The sequence below is a fragment of the Streptomyces sp. NPDC031225 genome (assembly GCF_055570355.1).
Genome location: NZ_JBVIHJ010000010.1, coordinates 127,469 through 142,662 on the forward strand (window position 1 = coordinate 127,469; position 15,194 = coordinate 142,662).

The window sequence follows — 15,194 nt, forward strand, 5'->3', positions numbered from 1 at the left end:
TTGTTCAGAGTGGCGTGCGGTGGCTGCTGAACAACGCGCGGGCCGCTGGACTCGTGGTCACGGGCCCCGCTCCGGGGGTCGCACCACATCGTGCGGTCTCCGCACACGGACGCCACGAGAGGCGACATGACCATCACGAAGGGGGCGGTCGCGCCGCCCTCACGCACGGCCCGAGGTGTCCTCACGGGGGTGGGACACCTCGGGCCGTCCGCCTCCTCCGCCTACGGCGCCACCGTGACGCGGTGGGCATGGGCGTACTGGCTCGCCTGCGCGGGATTCGCGCTGACGCTGTCGGTGACGACGGGGCTCGGTCCGCACCGGGTGTGGGGCGCCTGCGCGGCGGCGGGGTACGCGACGGCCGCGGTGCTCACCCTGCGGGACGACCGCTCGTGGCGGCGGGCCGGTGCGGTCGCCGCACTCGTCGGGGCGGTCGTCGTGCCGCTGGTGGTGCTCGTCGTCTCGGGGGCGGCCCAGTCCGAGGTCGGTGTCGTGGAGCGCTCCGGGGGTCTGCTGCTGCACTCCGGCAGCCCCTATCCGCCGGATCCGACGCGGACCGTGGACTTCGACCCGTATCTGCCCGGCATGGCGCTCTTCGGTGTGCCTCGTGCCCTGTTCGGCGCGGGCCCGCTGACCGATGCCCGCGTCTGGTTCTGTGCCGCGTTCCTTGCCTGCATGTTCTTCGCGGCGCGACGGCCCGCCGGGGCCGCGCGCATACGCCCGTCGTCGGTGGGTGCCGCCACCGCGGTGGCGTCGCTCGCCGCGTTTCCCGCGGTCGCGCTGCCGTTGGCGGTCGGCGGGGTCGATCTGCCGGTGGTCGGGTTGATGTGTCTGGGGCTGGCGCTGGCGGGTCGACGCGGCTCGGGAACGGCGGCCGGGCTGGCCATGGGCGCGGCCGCCGCGCTGAAGTGGACGGCGTGGCCGCTGCTGCCGGTGGGGCTGGTGCTGCTCGCGGTCACCACCGGCCGGCGGACGGCTCTGCGGGCCGCCGTCGCCGCCCTGTCGGTGGCGGTGCCGGCCGTGCTGCCGGTCGCCCTGGCCGACCGGCACGCGTTCGTCGAGCACGTGGTGCTGTTCCCGCTCGGGGAGGGCGGGGTCCGTTCGCCGGCGACCAGTCCGCTGCCGGGACATCTGCTGGCCGCACATGTGCCCGGCGGCTCGGTCCTCGCCACGGTCGCGCTCGCGGCCGCCGCTCTCGGCATGGCGGTCTCGCTCCTTGTACGGCCGCCCCGTACCGTCCGCGCGGCGGCGGACCGGCTGGCCGTCGGGCTGGGTCTCGCCATCTGTCTGATGCCCGCCACCCGGTTCGGCTACCTCGTCCTTCCCCTGGTCCTCGCGGCCTGGTTCCGGCTCCCGTGGTCCCCGGCCGCCCGCCGGGCCCCCGCGCACTCGGTCACAGCGCCGGCCGGGGCCGGACAGGCTGTCTGCGTGTCCGGCCCCGGCTGAAAAACGCGCGCGTCGGGGGGTGTACTGCCGCACCATGGGCCGTATGAGGACCGCTGCCGCCTGGATCACCGTCGCGTCGTACGAGAACGTCCACGGGTGCCCGACTCCCCTGGCCGCCGTGCGGGCCTGACTGCGGGTCCGCGGGATCGACTGGATGCCGTTCGCCGTGGAGGACGAGGTGCGGTTCGATCTCGCGTGCGGGCCCGGGGAGGACGGGCGGTGGCGGGGGTGGTTCCGGGTCGAGGTGGCCGCGACGGCCCTGTGGCGGCTCGGGTTGCACCCGGACCAGCCGTCCGCCGCCGTCGACGGCTCCTCGCCGCCCGGGTGGTGGCACGCCGCCGGTGAGCGGTACGCGCTGACGCGTCACGTGTCCTGAGGAGGCGGGCGCCCTGGCTGAATCGCGCCCCTTGTGCGGGAGTTCACAGGGTTCCCATAATCCTTGAACAGATTTGACCAGCCCATGTCAGAACTTGGGCATTTCTTTGATGCCCCGACTTGGCATGAACTCGTCAGAGCCACCCCCCACCCCCGGAAGGCATCACCTTGAAGAAGCTCCTCACGGCCCTCAAGAGAGGCCTGGCGGTCGGAGCCGCCGCGCTCGCGATCGCCGGCCTCCAGCCCGTCTCGGCCGCACAGGCCGCGCCCTCGCCCGTCATCGGCGGCAGCCGTGCCGCGCAGGGCGAGTTCCCGTTCATGGTGCGGCTCTCCATGGGCTGCGGCGGGGCGCTGTACACCCAGCAGATCGTCCTCACCGCCGCGCACTGTGTGAACGGCACCGGAGCGAACACCAGCATCACCGCCACCGCGGGGGTCGTCGACCTCCAGTCCACCACCGGGCGGGTGCAGGTCAAGTCGACGTACGTCTACCGGGCGCCCGGCTACAACGGCAACGGCAAGGACTGGGCGCTCATCAAGCTCGCCGCACCGATCAACCTGCCCACCCTGAAGATCGCCACGACGACGCAGTACAACACCGGTACCTTCACCGTCGCGGGCTGGGGCGCGGCCACCGAGGGCGGCGCCCAGCAGCGCTATCTGCTCAAGGCGACCGTGCCGTTCGTGAGTGACGCGACCTGCCGTACCTACAGCGGGTACAGCGGGCTGGTCGCGAGCGACGAGATCTGTGCCGGGTACGCGTCGGGCGGGGTCGACACCTGTCAGGGGGACTCGGGTGGGCCGATGTTCCGCCGGGACTCCGCGAACGCCTGGGTCCAGGTCGGCATCGTGAGCTGGGGCATAGGGTGCGCGCAGCCGAACGCGCCCGGGGTCTACAGCGAGGTGTCCACGTTCGCCTCGGCGATCGCTTCGGCGGCCGCGTCGCTGTGAGGTGAGGGGGCCGTCCCGCCCCTGGGGGCTGCGCCCCCAGACCCCCCGTCGGCCCTGAAGGGGCCTCGTCCTCAAACGCCGGACGGGCTGAAATCAGCCCCTCCGGCGTTTGAGGAGCGGGGGCCCGGGGGCGGAGCCCCCGAAGGACGGGACGGGAAAGGGCGGCGGGGGCGAAAGAAGATCCTCAGAACCCCCCGCCACCGAAGTCACCCCCACCACCGAAGTCCCCTCCCCCGCCCCCGAAGTCACCGAAGTCCCCGGAGTCGAAGTCCGCGCCGGACACGTCGCCGCCCTCGTAGCCGCCGCCGAAGTCGCCGTAACCGGAGCCGTAGTCGGCCGCGTACGCGGGGCCGGCCATCATGCTGCCGAGCACGGTGCCGACCAGCAGCCCGGGGAGGATGCCGCCGCCGAAATAGCCGCCCGCCCAGGGACCGTAGGCCGGGCCCGCGTCCCAATACGGGCGGCGGCCCTCGACCGTGTCGACCTCGCGCATCACGGGGTCGCGGCCGTCGGCCAGCCGGGTCGCGTCGGCCGCGCAGACCGGTACCTCGCGCGGGGCTCCGCCGGGCGGCGTCCAGGTGGCGTCGGTGACGGAGGGACCGTGGCGGGGGTCGAAGAAGCAGGGCACCCGGCGTTCGGGCAGCGGCCGGTGCTCGCGGCGGGCGGCGAGCTGGGCGAGCGAGAAGCGGCCGTCCTCAAGGGACTGGGAGACCGCCCGTACGTCCTCGGGCCTCGTCGCGGCCGCCATGAACGACTTCGCCTGCTCGTAGGCGTCGAGCGCCCGCTCGTAGTCCGCGCGCATCGCGTCGTCGGCCCCCGCCTCGGCCGGGTGGAAGTCCAGGCGGTCCAGTTCCTCGCCGAACGCGGTGATGTCCTCGTCCACCACCACCCGCAGCTTCTCCAGCGCGGCCCGCTGCTCCTCCGCGTGCCGACGCCGGTTGCGCCGCACGAGCGTGTACGCCCCCGCGCCGCCCGCCACCAGCACGGCACCGACGGTGATCAGTGCGCCGGTCGGCACTCCGTTGTCCTCGTCGCCGGAGCTCCAGGTGGAGGGCGCCGAGCCGCCCATGTTGGTCAGGGCGCTGCTGGTGACGTCGCTGAGCTGGGCCCTGGTGTCCTCGCCCTTGTAGGTGGTGACGAGGTTGCGCACGGCCGCGCGCGGCAGGACCGCGGAGTCGGCGCGGGCGTCGAAGGCGTCGCCGAGACGGACCGCGTACAGGCCGGTGATGCCGGTGACGGTGCGCAGCTTCGTGAAGAGGTCCTTGGTCGGATAGTCGGCCGGCAGCACGACGAGGAAGAGCGGCTTGCCGGCGTTCTCGATCTGCTGCGCGAGGGTGTCGGCGTCCGTGGCGGACAGCTGGTCCGAGGCGGCCGGGTCGACGTAGACGGGGCTCTTGCGGAGCGCCTCGCCGATCGCCGAGACGCTCGTGGCGGTCGTCGTCGCCGAGGCGGGCGGGGTGCCCGTCGACAGGACGGCCAGGGCCGCGACCACCAGGGCGAGAAGCAGCCCCGGGAGGCTCCGGGTCGGTACTACGGCCTGCACGCTGGCCTTCATACTTCGACGCTACCGGACGCCTCCCGGAACCGGCCTCTCAGGTCGCCCGGTAGGCCTGCGTCAGCTTCGCCACCGCCTCTGCGTAGCGTCCGGCCAGGAGGAGGTGATCGGCGTCGGCGAAGGGCGCCGCGACATCGGCCGTCATCCGCCCGTCCGTCTTCTTCTGGACGATCAGCCGGGCCTTGTCGACGAGCGCGCGGCCCGTCCGGTCGGCCCCGGCCCGCTCGGCCGCCTTCGCGGCGAGGCCGAGCGCCTTGAGTGTCTTCTCCCCGCCGTCGGGGACCTTGGTGAGTGTGGTCAGGCCCCAGCCGTACGGGAACTGCGGGTCATAGGTCGGATCGCCGACGTTGATCGGCAGCTGGGCCTCCGACTTCGGCCAGGTGACGGGGAGTTGGCCGGTGAAGGCGCGCCTGCCGTACAGGACGTCCGCGACGCCGTCGCCCTCGGTGCCCGGCAGCCAGGACGCGACCAGGGCGTCGATCCCGCCGAGCCGGTCGCCGATGAGCTGCGGCCGCCCGGAGACGATCAGCACCGCGCACTTCATGGCCGCGCACACCTTGTCGACGGCGGCCTGGTCGGCGGCGGACAACGCCAGGTCGTTGCCGTTGCCGACGTCTCCGACGCCCTCGGCGTACGGTGTCTCGCCGACGACGACCACGCCGACGTCGTAGCCGGTGGTCGGGGCGGAGGCGTCCTTGGAGTACGTCAGCGCCGGGGAGTTCCTGCGCATCGCCTCCAGGATCGTCGTACCGGGGGTGATGTCGCCGGACGAGCCCTGCCAGGTGACGGTCCAGCCGCCACTCTGGTTGCCGATGTCGTCGGCGTTGGACCCGGCGACGTACACCTTCTGCGACTTCTTCAGCGGCAGGAGCCCGGCGCTGTTCTTCAGCAGCACCTGCGACTCGGCGGCCGCCTCGCGGGCCACGGCCCGGTGTCCGGCGGAACCGATCTTCGAGGCGCCGCTCGTGTCGGCGTACGGCTTCTCGAAGAGCCCCAGTTTGAACTTCTGCGTGAGGATGCGGGATACGGCGTCGTCGATCCGCTTCTCGCTGACGCGCCCGGCCCGCACCTCCGCGACGAGCGCGGTGTGGAAGTCCTTGTAGGCGTACGGGGCCATGACCATGTCGACCCCGGCGTTGACGGAGGTCCGGACGTCGCTGGCGTAGTCGCCGGGGATCTGGTCGATGCCGTTCCAGTCGCTGATGACGAACCCGGCGAAGCCGAGCTTCTTCTTGAGGACCCCGTTGATCATGTCGCCGCGGGCGTGCATCTTCACCGGGCCGAGGCCGTCGCCGACGATGTCCAGCGAGGAGTACGACGGCATGACCGTGCCGACGCCACGGTCGACCGCGCTCTTGTACGGCGCCAGGTGGACGGCGTCGAGCTGCTGCCGGGTGACGGTGGTGACGCCCTGGTCGATGGTGTACGTCCCGGTGGTGGAGGAGCCGTACGCGGTGCCGCCGTCGCCGACGAAGTGCTTGGCGGTGGCGAGGACCTTGTCGTCGCGGCTCAAGTCCTTTCCGCTGCGGGCGCCTTGGAGTCCCTGGATGACCGTCTCCATGGACTCGACGAGGGCGGGGTCCTCACCGAAGGACTCGTAGGAGCGTCCCCAGCGTTCGTCACGGGTGACGCAGAGGCAGGGCGCGAAGTCCCAGGGGACGCCGGTGGCACGGACCTCGGCGGCGGTCACCGCGCCTGTCCGCTCGGCGAGTTGGGGGTCCCGGGTGGCACCGATGCCGATGTTGTGCGGCATGACGGTGGCGCCGACCAGGTTGTTGTGGCCGTGGACGGCGTCGACACCGTAGATGAGGGGGATCTGGAAGCGCGTTGCCTGCGCCCGGAGTTGGAAGGAGTCGATCATCTTCGCCCAGGCCTCGGCGGTGTTGGGCGTGGGAGTGGAACCGCCGCCGGAGAGCAGCGAGCCGAGGTCGTAGGCGGCGACGTCGCCTCCGGTGCCGACGGCTCCGCGTTCGGCCTGGGTCATCTGGCCGGCCTTCTCCGCGAGGCTCATCCGGGAGAGGAGGTCGGCGACGCGCCGCTGCACGGGGAGCTTGCTGTTCAGATACGGCAGCCCGTGCGCGTCGATGACGACCTGCGGGGTCTCGGCCGGGGCCTTGGCGCCGGTGACGGTGAGCTTGAGGGGGACGGTCTCGGCGGTCTCGGAGGCCGTCTTGTCCTTCAGGGTGGTGACCCGGATGGCCTGCGAGGTGCCGGAGGCGGTACCGGCAGGGAAGGTGAGGGTGCCGGAGACCGGGGTGTAGTCCTTGCCGGGGTCGGCGGTACCGGTGGCCGCCGTCCCGTAGGCGACGGTCACGGGCTCGTCGAGCGGCGCGGAGCCGGTGGTGGCGACGGTGACCTCGACGGTGGCGGTCCTGCCCTGCGCGACCGGGTAGACGGCGGCGTCGGTGGTGACGTTCGCACGCAGCGACTGGTCGGCCCTGCCGTACAACTCGACGCCGTCCATGGCGAACTGACCGGGAGTGCCGACGGGGAGGGTGACGGCGTACCCCCACATCTCCGTCAGCCCCAGGACGTGGTCGATGCCGCCGACGGGCTGGTAGTCGGTGCGGTACGCGAAGTCGGTGAAGGGGATCTCGACCTGTTTCCAGCCCGTCCAGTCATCGGTGAAGGAGGTCGTCCACAGCTCGGAGGCCTCGCCGTTGGCGCCGCCGTCCTTGAGCTCGAAGGCGACCTTCTTGCCGTTGTTCCGCCCCTCCCACCAGAAGCGGATGCCTTTGCGGGCGGACCAGTCGTGGGCGGGCCCGGCGGCGGCGTAGTCGTGGGTGAAGCCGCCGTAGCCGCTGATGTCGTAGCTGCCGGCGAGGACCTTCGCGCCCTCGGGGGCGTCATCTCTCGTGGTGAGCGCGAGAGTTGGCGGATCGTCGTTGTCGCTGCCCCAGGTGAAGATGCCCTCGGCGGGCTGGGAGGCGAAGGGGACCTCGCCCTCGAAGCGGTCGACGGGGACCGGGGACGGATCGTCGGCGGCCTGCGCCTGGGCGGACACCAGCGGCACCAACGCCGCCAGGAGCGTGGCCGAGGCGAGCAGGGCGGTTCTTCGTACGGAACGCATGGAGCTTCCCCCTTGGCTCTCGTAATCCACTCGTGACTTACCTCACGCCGTGAGTTAACTGGCGACCCAGGGGACCGTCAAGATGGCCCGCCGCCCCGGAACTCACACCAGACGACTTTGCCCGGATCCCGTTCACGGACGCCCCAGTCGTCGGCCAGCGCGGCGACGAGAAGGAGACCGCGACCGTGTTCGGTGTCCCAGGACGGGGACGGGTGCGCGGGGTGGATCTCGCCGGGGCCGCTGTCGTGGACCTCGACGCGGAGGACTCCGTCGGTGGCGAGGGTCAGGGCGAGCTGAAAACAGCGGTTGGGCGGGACACCGTGCAGGAGGGCGTTGGTGGCGAGTTCGCTCACGCAGAGCAGCACGTCGTCGCTCCGCCGGGTGAGCCCCCAATCGGCGAGGGTGATGCGGGTGAGATCTCTGGCCACGGCTACTGACCTGCGGTCGCGGGGATACAGGGCGGTTCGGGCGTGGAGGAGTTGGGGTTGGCTGTTCACGGGGCGACTGTCACAGGCGGTGACTATCGTGAGGCAGTGAGTGAGGTCGTAGTTCTGATTACTACGAGTCCACTACGAGGGGTCGGGGTGCGGACGGGGGAAGAAATTGACCATGTCGAAGAAGGTCGGTTCCTGGCAGGTGGTCGGCGCGCTCGTGGCGCACTATCGCAAACACGCCCGTCTGACACAGGAACAGTTCGCCGAAGCGGCCAGCGTTCACGTCGACACGGTGGGGTCGATCGAGCAGGGGCGGCTGGCACTCCAGCCGGACCGGGCGGAACAGTTCGACGAACTGCTCTGCACGAAGGGCGCGTTGGCGTTGCTCGTGGAGCGGATGCCGGTGCGGGAGAAGGTGGTGCAGTTCGCGCAGTCGTTGGTGGATCACGAGCAGGAGGCCGTGAGTTTCCTGTCCTACGAGACCCAGCTGGTGCCCGGCTTGCTCCAGACCAAGGAGTACTGCCGCGCCACCTTCGACTCCCGCTACCCCGCGCTGGGCACCGAGACAGCAGAACAGTGGGTGAACGCGCGCATGGAACGGCAGTTGCTCTGGCAGCGGGACCAGCCACCGGTGGGGCACTTCATCCTGGAGGAGAGCATTCTGCGGCGGCAGGTGGGCAGCCCTCAGGTGATGCAGGATCAGTTCCGCCAGATCCTGGAGTACACCGAACCGCTCCACATGAGCTTTCAGATCATGCCGATGGACCGGATGCCCCACGCGGGTCTCGCCGGCCCCATGACGTTGCTGGAGACGCCCAGGGACGAGCGTCTGATCTACCTGGAAGTGCAGCGCGCCAGCTTCCTCGTTGAGGATCCCGACGAGGTCCGCGACTATCACCACAAGTATGGAATGCTGCGGTCACAGGCCCTCTCGCCCGACGAGAGCGTGCGCTACTTGCACGAACTGCTAGGAGACCGATGAGCACCGCACTTCACTGGGTCAAGTCCAGCTACAGCAGCAACGAAGGCGGCAACTGCATCGAGGTCGCCACCGAGCCGTCCGCCGTCCACGTCCGCGACTCCAAGTCCATCGGCCCCAACTTCACGGTGGCGCCGGGCACTTGGGCCGCGTTCCTGGGGCTCGCGACAAGTCCCCTCGACGCAGTTGTAGGACCGCAATAGGACCGGTGCACAACGGTGGTCGTCACGCGCCCCGGACCGATGCTGTGCTGGGTGCACCGGGGTGAGGGGGACGGCGATGAGACGGTTCGTCATCGCGATGGCTGGTGTGGCCGTCGGTGCGGGGCTGTTGAGCGGCTGTGGGGCGATCGATCTGCCGCTGGCCGCCGTGCGGGTCGGGGCGGACGGGGCGCCGCACGCGCTGATCCGGCCCTGCGGGGACGACCGCGTTGAGGGGCTGTCGCTCACGGGCACCAAGGCGAGGGACGGTTCGGGGCCGAACCTGTCCGGCTGGCGCGTGCCCGACACGGTGCAGCCCGGCGACGCGGACTTTCCGCTCTTCTCGCCCTTGACCGACTGGCACCCGCACCGGTCCGGGACCCAGACACCCGTGGCCGACTACACGTACCAACTCGGCTTCATGAAGGGCGAGTACAACTACGAGTACAGCGTCACCCTGACATTCCGTACGGCCGACCTGGCGAGGCTGACACCCGGCCACGTCTGGGCCGACGACCGTGTGATGAGCCTCGGCGAGTTCGAGGAGCTCGCCGAGGACTCCTGCTGAGTCGGGGAGTTACTCCGCCGGCTGGACGCCCGCGCGCAGCAGACCGTACGTGTAGGCGTCCTCCAGTGCCTGCCAGGACGCGGCGATGACGTTCTCGGCGACGCCCACCGTGGACCACTCCCCCGTGCCGTCCGACGTGGAGATGAGGACGCGGGTCGTGGACTGCGTGCCGTGGACGCCCTCCAGGATGCGGACCTTGTAGTCGACGAGGTCGAGCTTGGCGAGCTGGGGGTAGATCTTTTCGAGGGCCACGCGCAGGGTGCGGTCGAGGGCGTTGACCGGGCCGTTGCCCTCCGCCGTGGCGACGATGCGCTCACCCTTGGCGAAGAGCTTCACGGTGGCCTCGTTGGCGTGGCTGCCGTCGGGGCGGTCCTCGACGATCGCGCGCCAGGACTCGACCGAGAAGTACGTGAGGGGCTTGCCCTCGACCTCGCCGCGCAGCAGCAGCTCGAACGAGGCGTCCGCGGCCTCGTAGGTGTAGCCCCGGAGCTCGCGTTCCTTCACGCGCTCCACGACCCGGCCGACCAGCTCGCGGTCGCCGCCCAGGTCGATGCCGAGTTCCTTGCCCTTGAGCTCGATCGAGGCGCGGCCCGCCATGTCGGAGACCAGCATCCGCATGGTGTTGCCGACCTGCTCGGGGTCGATGTGCTGGTAGAGGTCCGGGTCGACCTTGATCGCGGAGGCGTGCAGGCCCGCCTTGTGGGCGAAGGCCGAGACGCCCACGTACGGCTGGTGCGTGGAGGGCGTCAGGTTCACGACCTCGGCGATGGCGTGGGAGATGCGGGTCATCTCGCGCAGCTTGCCGTCGGGCAGGACCTTCTTGCCGTACTTGAGCTCCAGGGCAGCGACCACCGGGAAGAGGTTGGCGTTGCCGACCCGCTCGCCGTAGCCGTTCGCCGTGCACTGGACGTGGGTCGCGCCCGCGTCGACGGCGGCCAGGGTGTTGGCGACCGCGCAGCCCGTGTCGTCCTGGGTGTGGATGCCGAGCCGGGCGCCGGTGTCGGCGAGGACGGTGGACACCACGGCCTGGATCTGCGCCGGGAGCATGCCGCCGTTGGTGTCGCAGAGGATGACGACGGAGGCACCGGCCTCGGAGGCGGCCCGTACGACGGCCTTCGCGTACTCGGGGTTGGCGCGGTAGCCGTCGAAGAAGTGCTCGCAGTCGACGAAGACGCGGCGGCCCTGCGAGGTCAGGAAGGACACCGAGTCGCGGACCATCTCCAGGTTCTCGTCCAGCGTCGTCCTGAGCGCCAGCTCGACGTGCCGGTCGTGCGACTTGGCGACCAGGGTGATCACCTCGGCGCCCGAGTCCAGAAGGGCCTTGACCTGTGGGTCCTCGGACGCCTTGCCGCCCGCGCGGCGGGTCGCGCCGAAGGCCACGAGCTGGGCGTGCTTGAAGTCGATCTCCTGGCGGGCGCGGGCGAAGAACTCGGTGTCCCGCGGGTTGGCGCCGGGCCAGCCGCCCTCGATGAAGCCCACGCCGAAGTCGTCCAGGTGCCGTGCGATGGCCAGCTTGTCCGCGACGGTGAGGTTGATGCCCTCGCGCTGAGCGCCGTCGCGCAGGGTGGTGTCGAAGACGTGGAACTGATCGTCGAGCTCGCTGGGTGCGGTCATGGTCTCAAGGCTCCTGGGGATTGGATCTCGGTCGTACCGGAATGACCGGCTCCACCGCCTCCACATACTCCCTCGCGCTCTCGCTTCCGGCTGTGGGTGGGCCAGAAAAGCGAAAAACCCCTCGCGGGTGCGAGAGGTCTGCGCGCGGGTCGAAGACGACGGTGTCCGCCCGTACCTGGTCGTACGTGGCGGTCACTGCGGACCGGCGCGCCTGCTGCCAATAATCGTGGCGAACGAGAGCACGGGGGAAGTCTGGCACAACCCCCGCGCCCCGCTCACGGTTGTCTCAGGATGCGGTCGATCACTTCAGGTGACGGACGTAGACGTGGGTGATGTAGTCGGGTTCGCCGGTGTCACCGGGCACGAGGTCCTTGGCCCAGCTGCTGAAGGCGACCGTACGTCCGTCCCGGTCGATCACCGGGAAGTCGACACCGTAGGAGCCGCTCGGGCCGCCCTGCACCGTGGGGCTGGCGAGTACCGTGCGCCCGGTGCGCAGGTCGCGCACATAGGCCTGGCGCGGGTGGTCCGGGTCGGCGTCCTCGACGTACACGAGGTGCCGGCTGTCCGCGCCGAGCTGTGGGTACGCGGTGAATCCGGACGGGTCGGCGGCGTCGATCCGGCGTACCTGGCCCGTCCTCAGGTCACGGACGAAGACGTTGTGCCCGTTGTTGGTGTCGCCCGGCGTCAGGTGTGAGTCGAGCGAGTTGAAGACCATGTACCGGCCGTCGGCGCTGACCTGCGGGAACTCGGTCTGCGCGTCGGATACCTTGCCGTCCGGCGCCTTGTCGGCCTGGATCAGCTCGCCGCTTCGCACGTCACGGACGTAGGCGTCGCTCCAGTCGCCCGAGGTGGGATGCGGCACGAAGAACTGGTAGCCGACCCGGTTGCCGTCCGCGCTGATGGACGGGCTGGTGGCTGCGGACTTCCAGACGTTCTCGCCCGGCACCTGGCTGATGCGGACCCGCTCGCCGGTGACGCGGTCGAGACGGTAGACCCGGCTGGACCTGTCGCCCGCCGGCCCTTCGGAGGTCGAGTGCACGGCGACGAAGGCGAGGTAGCGCCCGTCGGCGCTGAGGGCGGGGCCGGCGACGGACACATAGCCGGCGTCCGGGTCGACGGCGCCGTCGACCCGCTGGAGAGTGCCGGTCCTCAGGTCCTTGATCCAGATCTCGTTGTCGTCGCTGTCGTAGGTGGCGTTGGAGGTGAAGGCCAGATAGCGGCCGTTCGCGCTCAGCGAGACGCCCGTGACGTGGCCGTGCCACGGGTTGCCGTCCTCGCCGGTGCTCACCAGTCGCGTGACGCCTGTCTTCAGGTCACGGACGAAGGCGTCCTCCAGACCGTTGGTGTCGCCCGCGACAAGGTTGTCGGCGCGGGAGACGAAGGCAACGTGACGGCCGTCCGCGCTGATGCTCTGCCCGCTGGATCCCGCGTTGCCGCCCGTGCCGTCCGGAGCCACGGTCACCTTCTCGGTGTGCGGGCCTCTCGGAGCCGCGCTCGCCGCGGGGCCGGTCAGTGCCGCCGCGGCGACGGCCGCCAGGAAGGCGAACGTCAGACTTTTCTTGCCGTGCATGGCTGTTCCCCCGTGTCTACTGGATTCCCCGTTGTGGGTGCTGCTTGTCCGTTGTGCGTGCTGCATGTCCGTAATGGGTACTGCCTGTCATTGCACTGTCCGCAGGAACACGTCCGCCACCCCGTTGGTGTCCCCCTCCACCAGATCGGGTGACGCCGACTCGAACGCGACGACCGTGCCGTCGGCGTTGACGGAAGGGTGGCCGGCCGGGAGGTCGTTGCGGCCGCCCCGGCGGTCCACGCTGACCAACTGGCGCTTCCCGGTGGCGAGTTCGAGGAGATACACGGAACGGCCCGAGGTGTACGCGAGAGCCGTGCCGGTTCCGGCGAGTGAGGGCTGGGTGCCCCTGACCCGTTTCGTGGCGCCGGTGTCGAGGTCGCGGACCACGGCGTACCGCCCCTGCTGGTAGGCGACCTTGCGGCCGTCCGCGCTGAGGGAGGGCGCCTTCGCGTGCCCGCCGGCCTTCTCCAGGGCTCCGGTGTCCAGGTCGCGGACGTAGACGTCGCCGCCCTGCTCGAAGGCGATGTACCGAGCGTTGTAGTTGACCGACGGGTTGGCCGCCGCCCCGCCCGTGGGGGCGCTGACCACGTCGGTGCCGCCGCCGTTGAACCGGAAGCGGTAGATCCGGGGTTGCGGATCCGGGTCGGCGGCGGTGGCGGGCAGGGTCGCCGCATAGGTGAGCCACTGGCAGGTGGGGTCCACCACGGGCTGTCCCATCCAGGTGAAGCGGACGCCCTGGTAGGAGCCGAGACTGGTGAGTTTGCCGACCGAACGGTTGCGGACGTGGATGCCCGGGCCGCCGTCGGATGCGAGTGGGGCCGCGTAGCCGACCATGCGTCCGCTGTAGCAGGGCGATCCCTCGGACGACGGTTTCTGCGTACTGTCGTTGACTTGGGAGATGTAGCCCGGCACGTTGACGAACACGTCACCGTCCGAGGTGAAGGAGACGACCTTGTCCTGTCCCATCACCGGGTCGGAGGATGCCGTGGACCGCTGCTGCCCGTCCCGCGTCATGCTGATCCGCTCGGTGACGGACGGCATCGGGGCCGGGTTCCTGCGCAGTTCCCCGGAGAAGACGAACACGTCGGTCTCCGCGTTGGTGTCGCCCGGCACCAGGTGGGACTCGCGCGCGCCGAAGGCCACCGTGCGCCCCTTGTCGGCCAGCCCGCTGTCCAGCACCATGGCGGACCGCGGAAGGGCGGCGCCTCGCAGCCCGGTCCGCAGATCGCGCACCCGCTGGCCGTCCTCGCCCGAGACGACGGCGTACCGGCCGTCCGCCGTGACCGCGGACGCCGTTCCGTCGGCCACGCGCCGCGACACACCCGTGCGCAGGTCGTGCACATACACCCCGCTGTCGGCATCGAGGAGGACGCGGCGGCCGTCCGCGGTGATGCGGATCAGGCTGGCGACACCGAGGTCCGCGTCGACCTGGGTCCGCCTGCCCGTGGTCCGGTCCTTGACGTAGACGTCGACGGGGTCCTCCGCGCTGTCGCTGCGCACGCCGTAGGCGACCCGCTTCCCGTCGCCGCTCACCGAGGCCCCTGCCTTCTGACCCTCCTCGGCCGGTGAGACCAGTTCGTCGGCACCAGTGGCCGTGTCCCGGACGTACAGGAGCCGGGTGTTCTCCGGTGCGTTGCGATTGCCGACGGTGTACGCGACGTGTGTGCCGTCCGGGCTCATCGACTCCATGTGGCCCAACTCGTTGAAGCCGGGCGGGTCCTGCGGCCACAGCTTCTCCGCACGGCCGGTGGCACGGTCGTACAGGTAGGGGGCCATGAACCGGGTGCCCGCGGAGAAGGCGATACGGCTGCCGTCCGCGCTCGGCGTCAGCGAGCTGTACAGGTAGCCGCCGCCGAGGTCGATCCTGGTGACCCCGCCGTCGGCCACGTCCTTCACGAGCAGACACGGCGTGTAGTGCTCGCAGCCGAAGCTCGGCGCGGTGGAGACGAACGCGACAGTGCGGCCGTCGGCGCTGATCCCGGCGTAGTCCGACGCGCCGTCGGCCTGGCTGCCGTCGGCGGCGGTGCTCACGCGCTGCGTGCGGGACTCCTTGGGTCCGGCGGCCTGTGCTTGAGCGGTGGTACCGGCCAGGGCGAGGACAACTGCCGTTCCCAGTAGGGCTCTTGAGACGCGGGACATCAGCGGGACCTCCGCTGGAAGACGTCGTTCACCCTGCTGGTGTCACCGGGCACGAGACGGGCCGCGGACGAACGGAACGCGACGAAGCGGCCGTTCGGCGTGGTGACGGGCCCGCCGGATGCGCTGGTTCCGGTGAGCGCTGCGAGCAGGACTCTGCCTGACAGACATGCTGTGGCTCTGGACATGTTCCCCCCTGTGGTCCCCGTTTGACGCACTGCCCCCGGCCCCGCGCCGAGGGCTCTTACGAGGCAAACGCACCATCGACCACAGGGTCAATCGGTCCTATTGCGTACAAC

General features: G+C 70.6%; 13 protein-coding genes. 6 read left to right on the forward strand and 7 right to left on the reverse strand.

Translation table 11 applies throughout. The features are described 5' to 3' along the window. Positions 1-126 precede the first annotated feature (126 nt). The 3 genes from ACZ48Z_RS19000 to ACZ48Z_RS19010 all read left to right on the forward strand — a co-directional run bounded on the left by ACZ48Z_RS19000 (position 127) and on the right by ACZ48Z_RS19010 (position 2,769). The gene (locus ACZ48Z_RS19000; RefSeq protein ID WP_468736981.1) at positions 127-1,443 is read left to right on the forward strand and encodes a glycosyltransferase 87 family protein; all 1,317 of its coding nucleotides are present in this window, start codon (positions 127-129) and stop codon (positions 1,441-1,443) included. Between the two features lie 154 nt (positions 1,444-1,597). Then, positions 1,598-1,819, forward strand: a complete 222-nt coding sequence (locus ACZ48Z_RS19005; protein ID WP_468736982.1) for a hypothetical protein — start codon at positions 1,598-1,600, stop codon at positions 1,817-1,819. A gap of 167 nt (positions 1,820-1,986) precedes the next feature. Continuing rightward, positions 1,987-2,769 (forward strand): serine protease, encoded by a 783-nt coding sequence (locus ACZ48Z_RS19010; protein WP_468736983.1) that lies wholly within the window; start codon positions 1,987-1,989, stop codon positions 2,767-2,769. Between the two features lie 184 nt (positions 2,770-2,953). Here ACZ48Z_RS19010 and ACZ48Z_RS19015 read toward each other — a convergent pair whose 3' ends face one another. The 3 genes from ACZ48Z_RS19015 to ACZ48Z_RS19025 all read right to left on the reverse strand — a co-directional run bounded on the left by ACZ48Z_RS19015 (position 2,954) and on the right by ACZ48Z_RS19025 (position 7,891). Then, complete coding sequence (locus tag ACZ48Z_RS19015; protein WP_468736984.1) at positions 2,954-4,324, reverse strand: hypothetical protein; 1,371 nt, start codon at positions 4,322-4,324, stop codon at positions 2,954-2,956. A gap of 37 nt (positions 4,325-4,361) precedes the next feature. After that, a complete protein-coding gene (locus ACZ48Z_RS19020; RefSeq protein ID WP_468736985.1) occupies positions 4,362-7,394 on the reverse strand; it encodes a glycoside hydrolase family 3 protein in 3,033 nt (1,010 codons plus the stop codon). A gap of 77 nt (positions 7,395-7,471) precedes the next feature. After that, on the reverse strand, positions 7,472-7,891 hold the full coding sequence (locus ACZ48Z_RS19025) for an ATP-binding protein (RefSeq protein ID WP_468736986.1): 420 nt from the start codon (positions 7,889-7,891) through the stop codon (positions 7,472-7,474). Positions 7,892-8,003: 112 nt separating this feature from the next. Here ACZ48Z_RS19025 and ACZ48Z_RS19030 point away from each other — a divergent pair, with 112 nt between their 5' ends. The 3 genes from ACZ48Z_RS19030 to ACZ48Z_RS19040 all read left to right on the forward strand — a co-directional run bounded on the left by ACZ48Z_RS19030 (position 8,004) and on the right by ACZ48Z_RS19040 (position 9,575). Further along, a complete protein-coding gene (locus ACZ48Z_RS19030; RefSeq protein ID WP_468736987.1) occupies positions 8,004-8,810 on the forward strand; it encodes a helix-turn-helix domain-containing protein in 807 nt (268 codons plus the stop codon). Next, positions 8,807-9,010: a DUF397 domain-containing protein gene (locus ACZ48Z_RS19035; protein WP_468736988.1), complete on the forward strand. Its 204-nt coding sequence runs from the start codon at positions 8,807-8,809 to the stop codon at positions 9,008-9,010. Before ACZ48Z_RS19030 ends, ACZ48Z_RS19035 begins: the two co-directional genes overlap by 4 nt. A gap of 76 nt (positions 9,011-9,086) precedes the next feature. After that, positions 9,087-9,575: a hypothetical protein gene (locus ACZ48Z_RS19040; RefSeq protein ID WP_468736989.1), complete on the forward strand. Its 489-nt coding sequence runs from the start codon at positions 9,087-9,089 to the stop codon at positions 9,573-9,575. Between the two features lie 9 nt (positions 9,576-9,584). Here the strand turns inward: ACZ48Z_RS19040 and cimA are convergent, their stop codons facing one another. The 4 genes from cimA to ACZ48Z_RS19060 all read right to left on the reverse strand — a co-directional run bounded on the left by cimA (position 9,585) and on the right by ACZ48Z_RS19060 (position 15,083). After that, on the reverse strand, positions 9,585-11,189 hold the full coding sequence (gene cimA, locus ACZ48Z_RS19045; protein ID WP_468736990.1) for a citramalate synthase: 1,605 nt from the start codon (positions 11,187-11,189) through the stop codon (positions 9,585-9,587). 301 nt (positions 11,190-11,490) lie between these two features. Then, positions 11,491-12,759, reverse strand: a complete 1,269-nt coding sequence (locus ACZ48Z_RS19050) for a hypothetical protein (RefSeq protein ID WP_468736991.1) — start codon at positions 12,757-12,759, stop codon at positions 11,491-11,493. Between the two features lie 87 nt (positions 12,760-12,846). Beyond that, positions 12,847-14,898: a hypothetical protein gene (locus ACZ48Z_RS19055; protein WP_468736992.1), complete on the reverse strand. Its 2,052-nt coding sequence runs from the start codon at positions 14,896-14,898 to the stop codon at positions 12,847-12,849. Further along, positions 14,898-15,083 carry a hypothetical protein gene (locus ACZ48Z_RS19060; protein WP_468736993.1) on the reverse strand — a complete coding sequence of 62 codons (186 nt, stop codon included), beginning with the start codon at positions 15,081-15,083 and terminating at the stop codon, positions 14,898-14,900. The genes ACZ48Z_RS19055 and ACZ48Z_RS19060 overlap by 1 nt, the downstream gene beginning before the upstream one ends. Between the last annotated feature and the right edge of the window lie 111 nt (positions 15,084-15,194).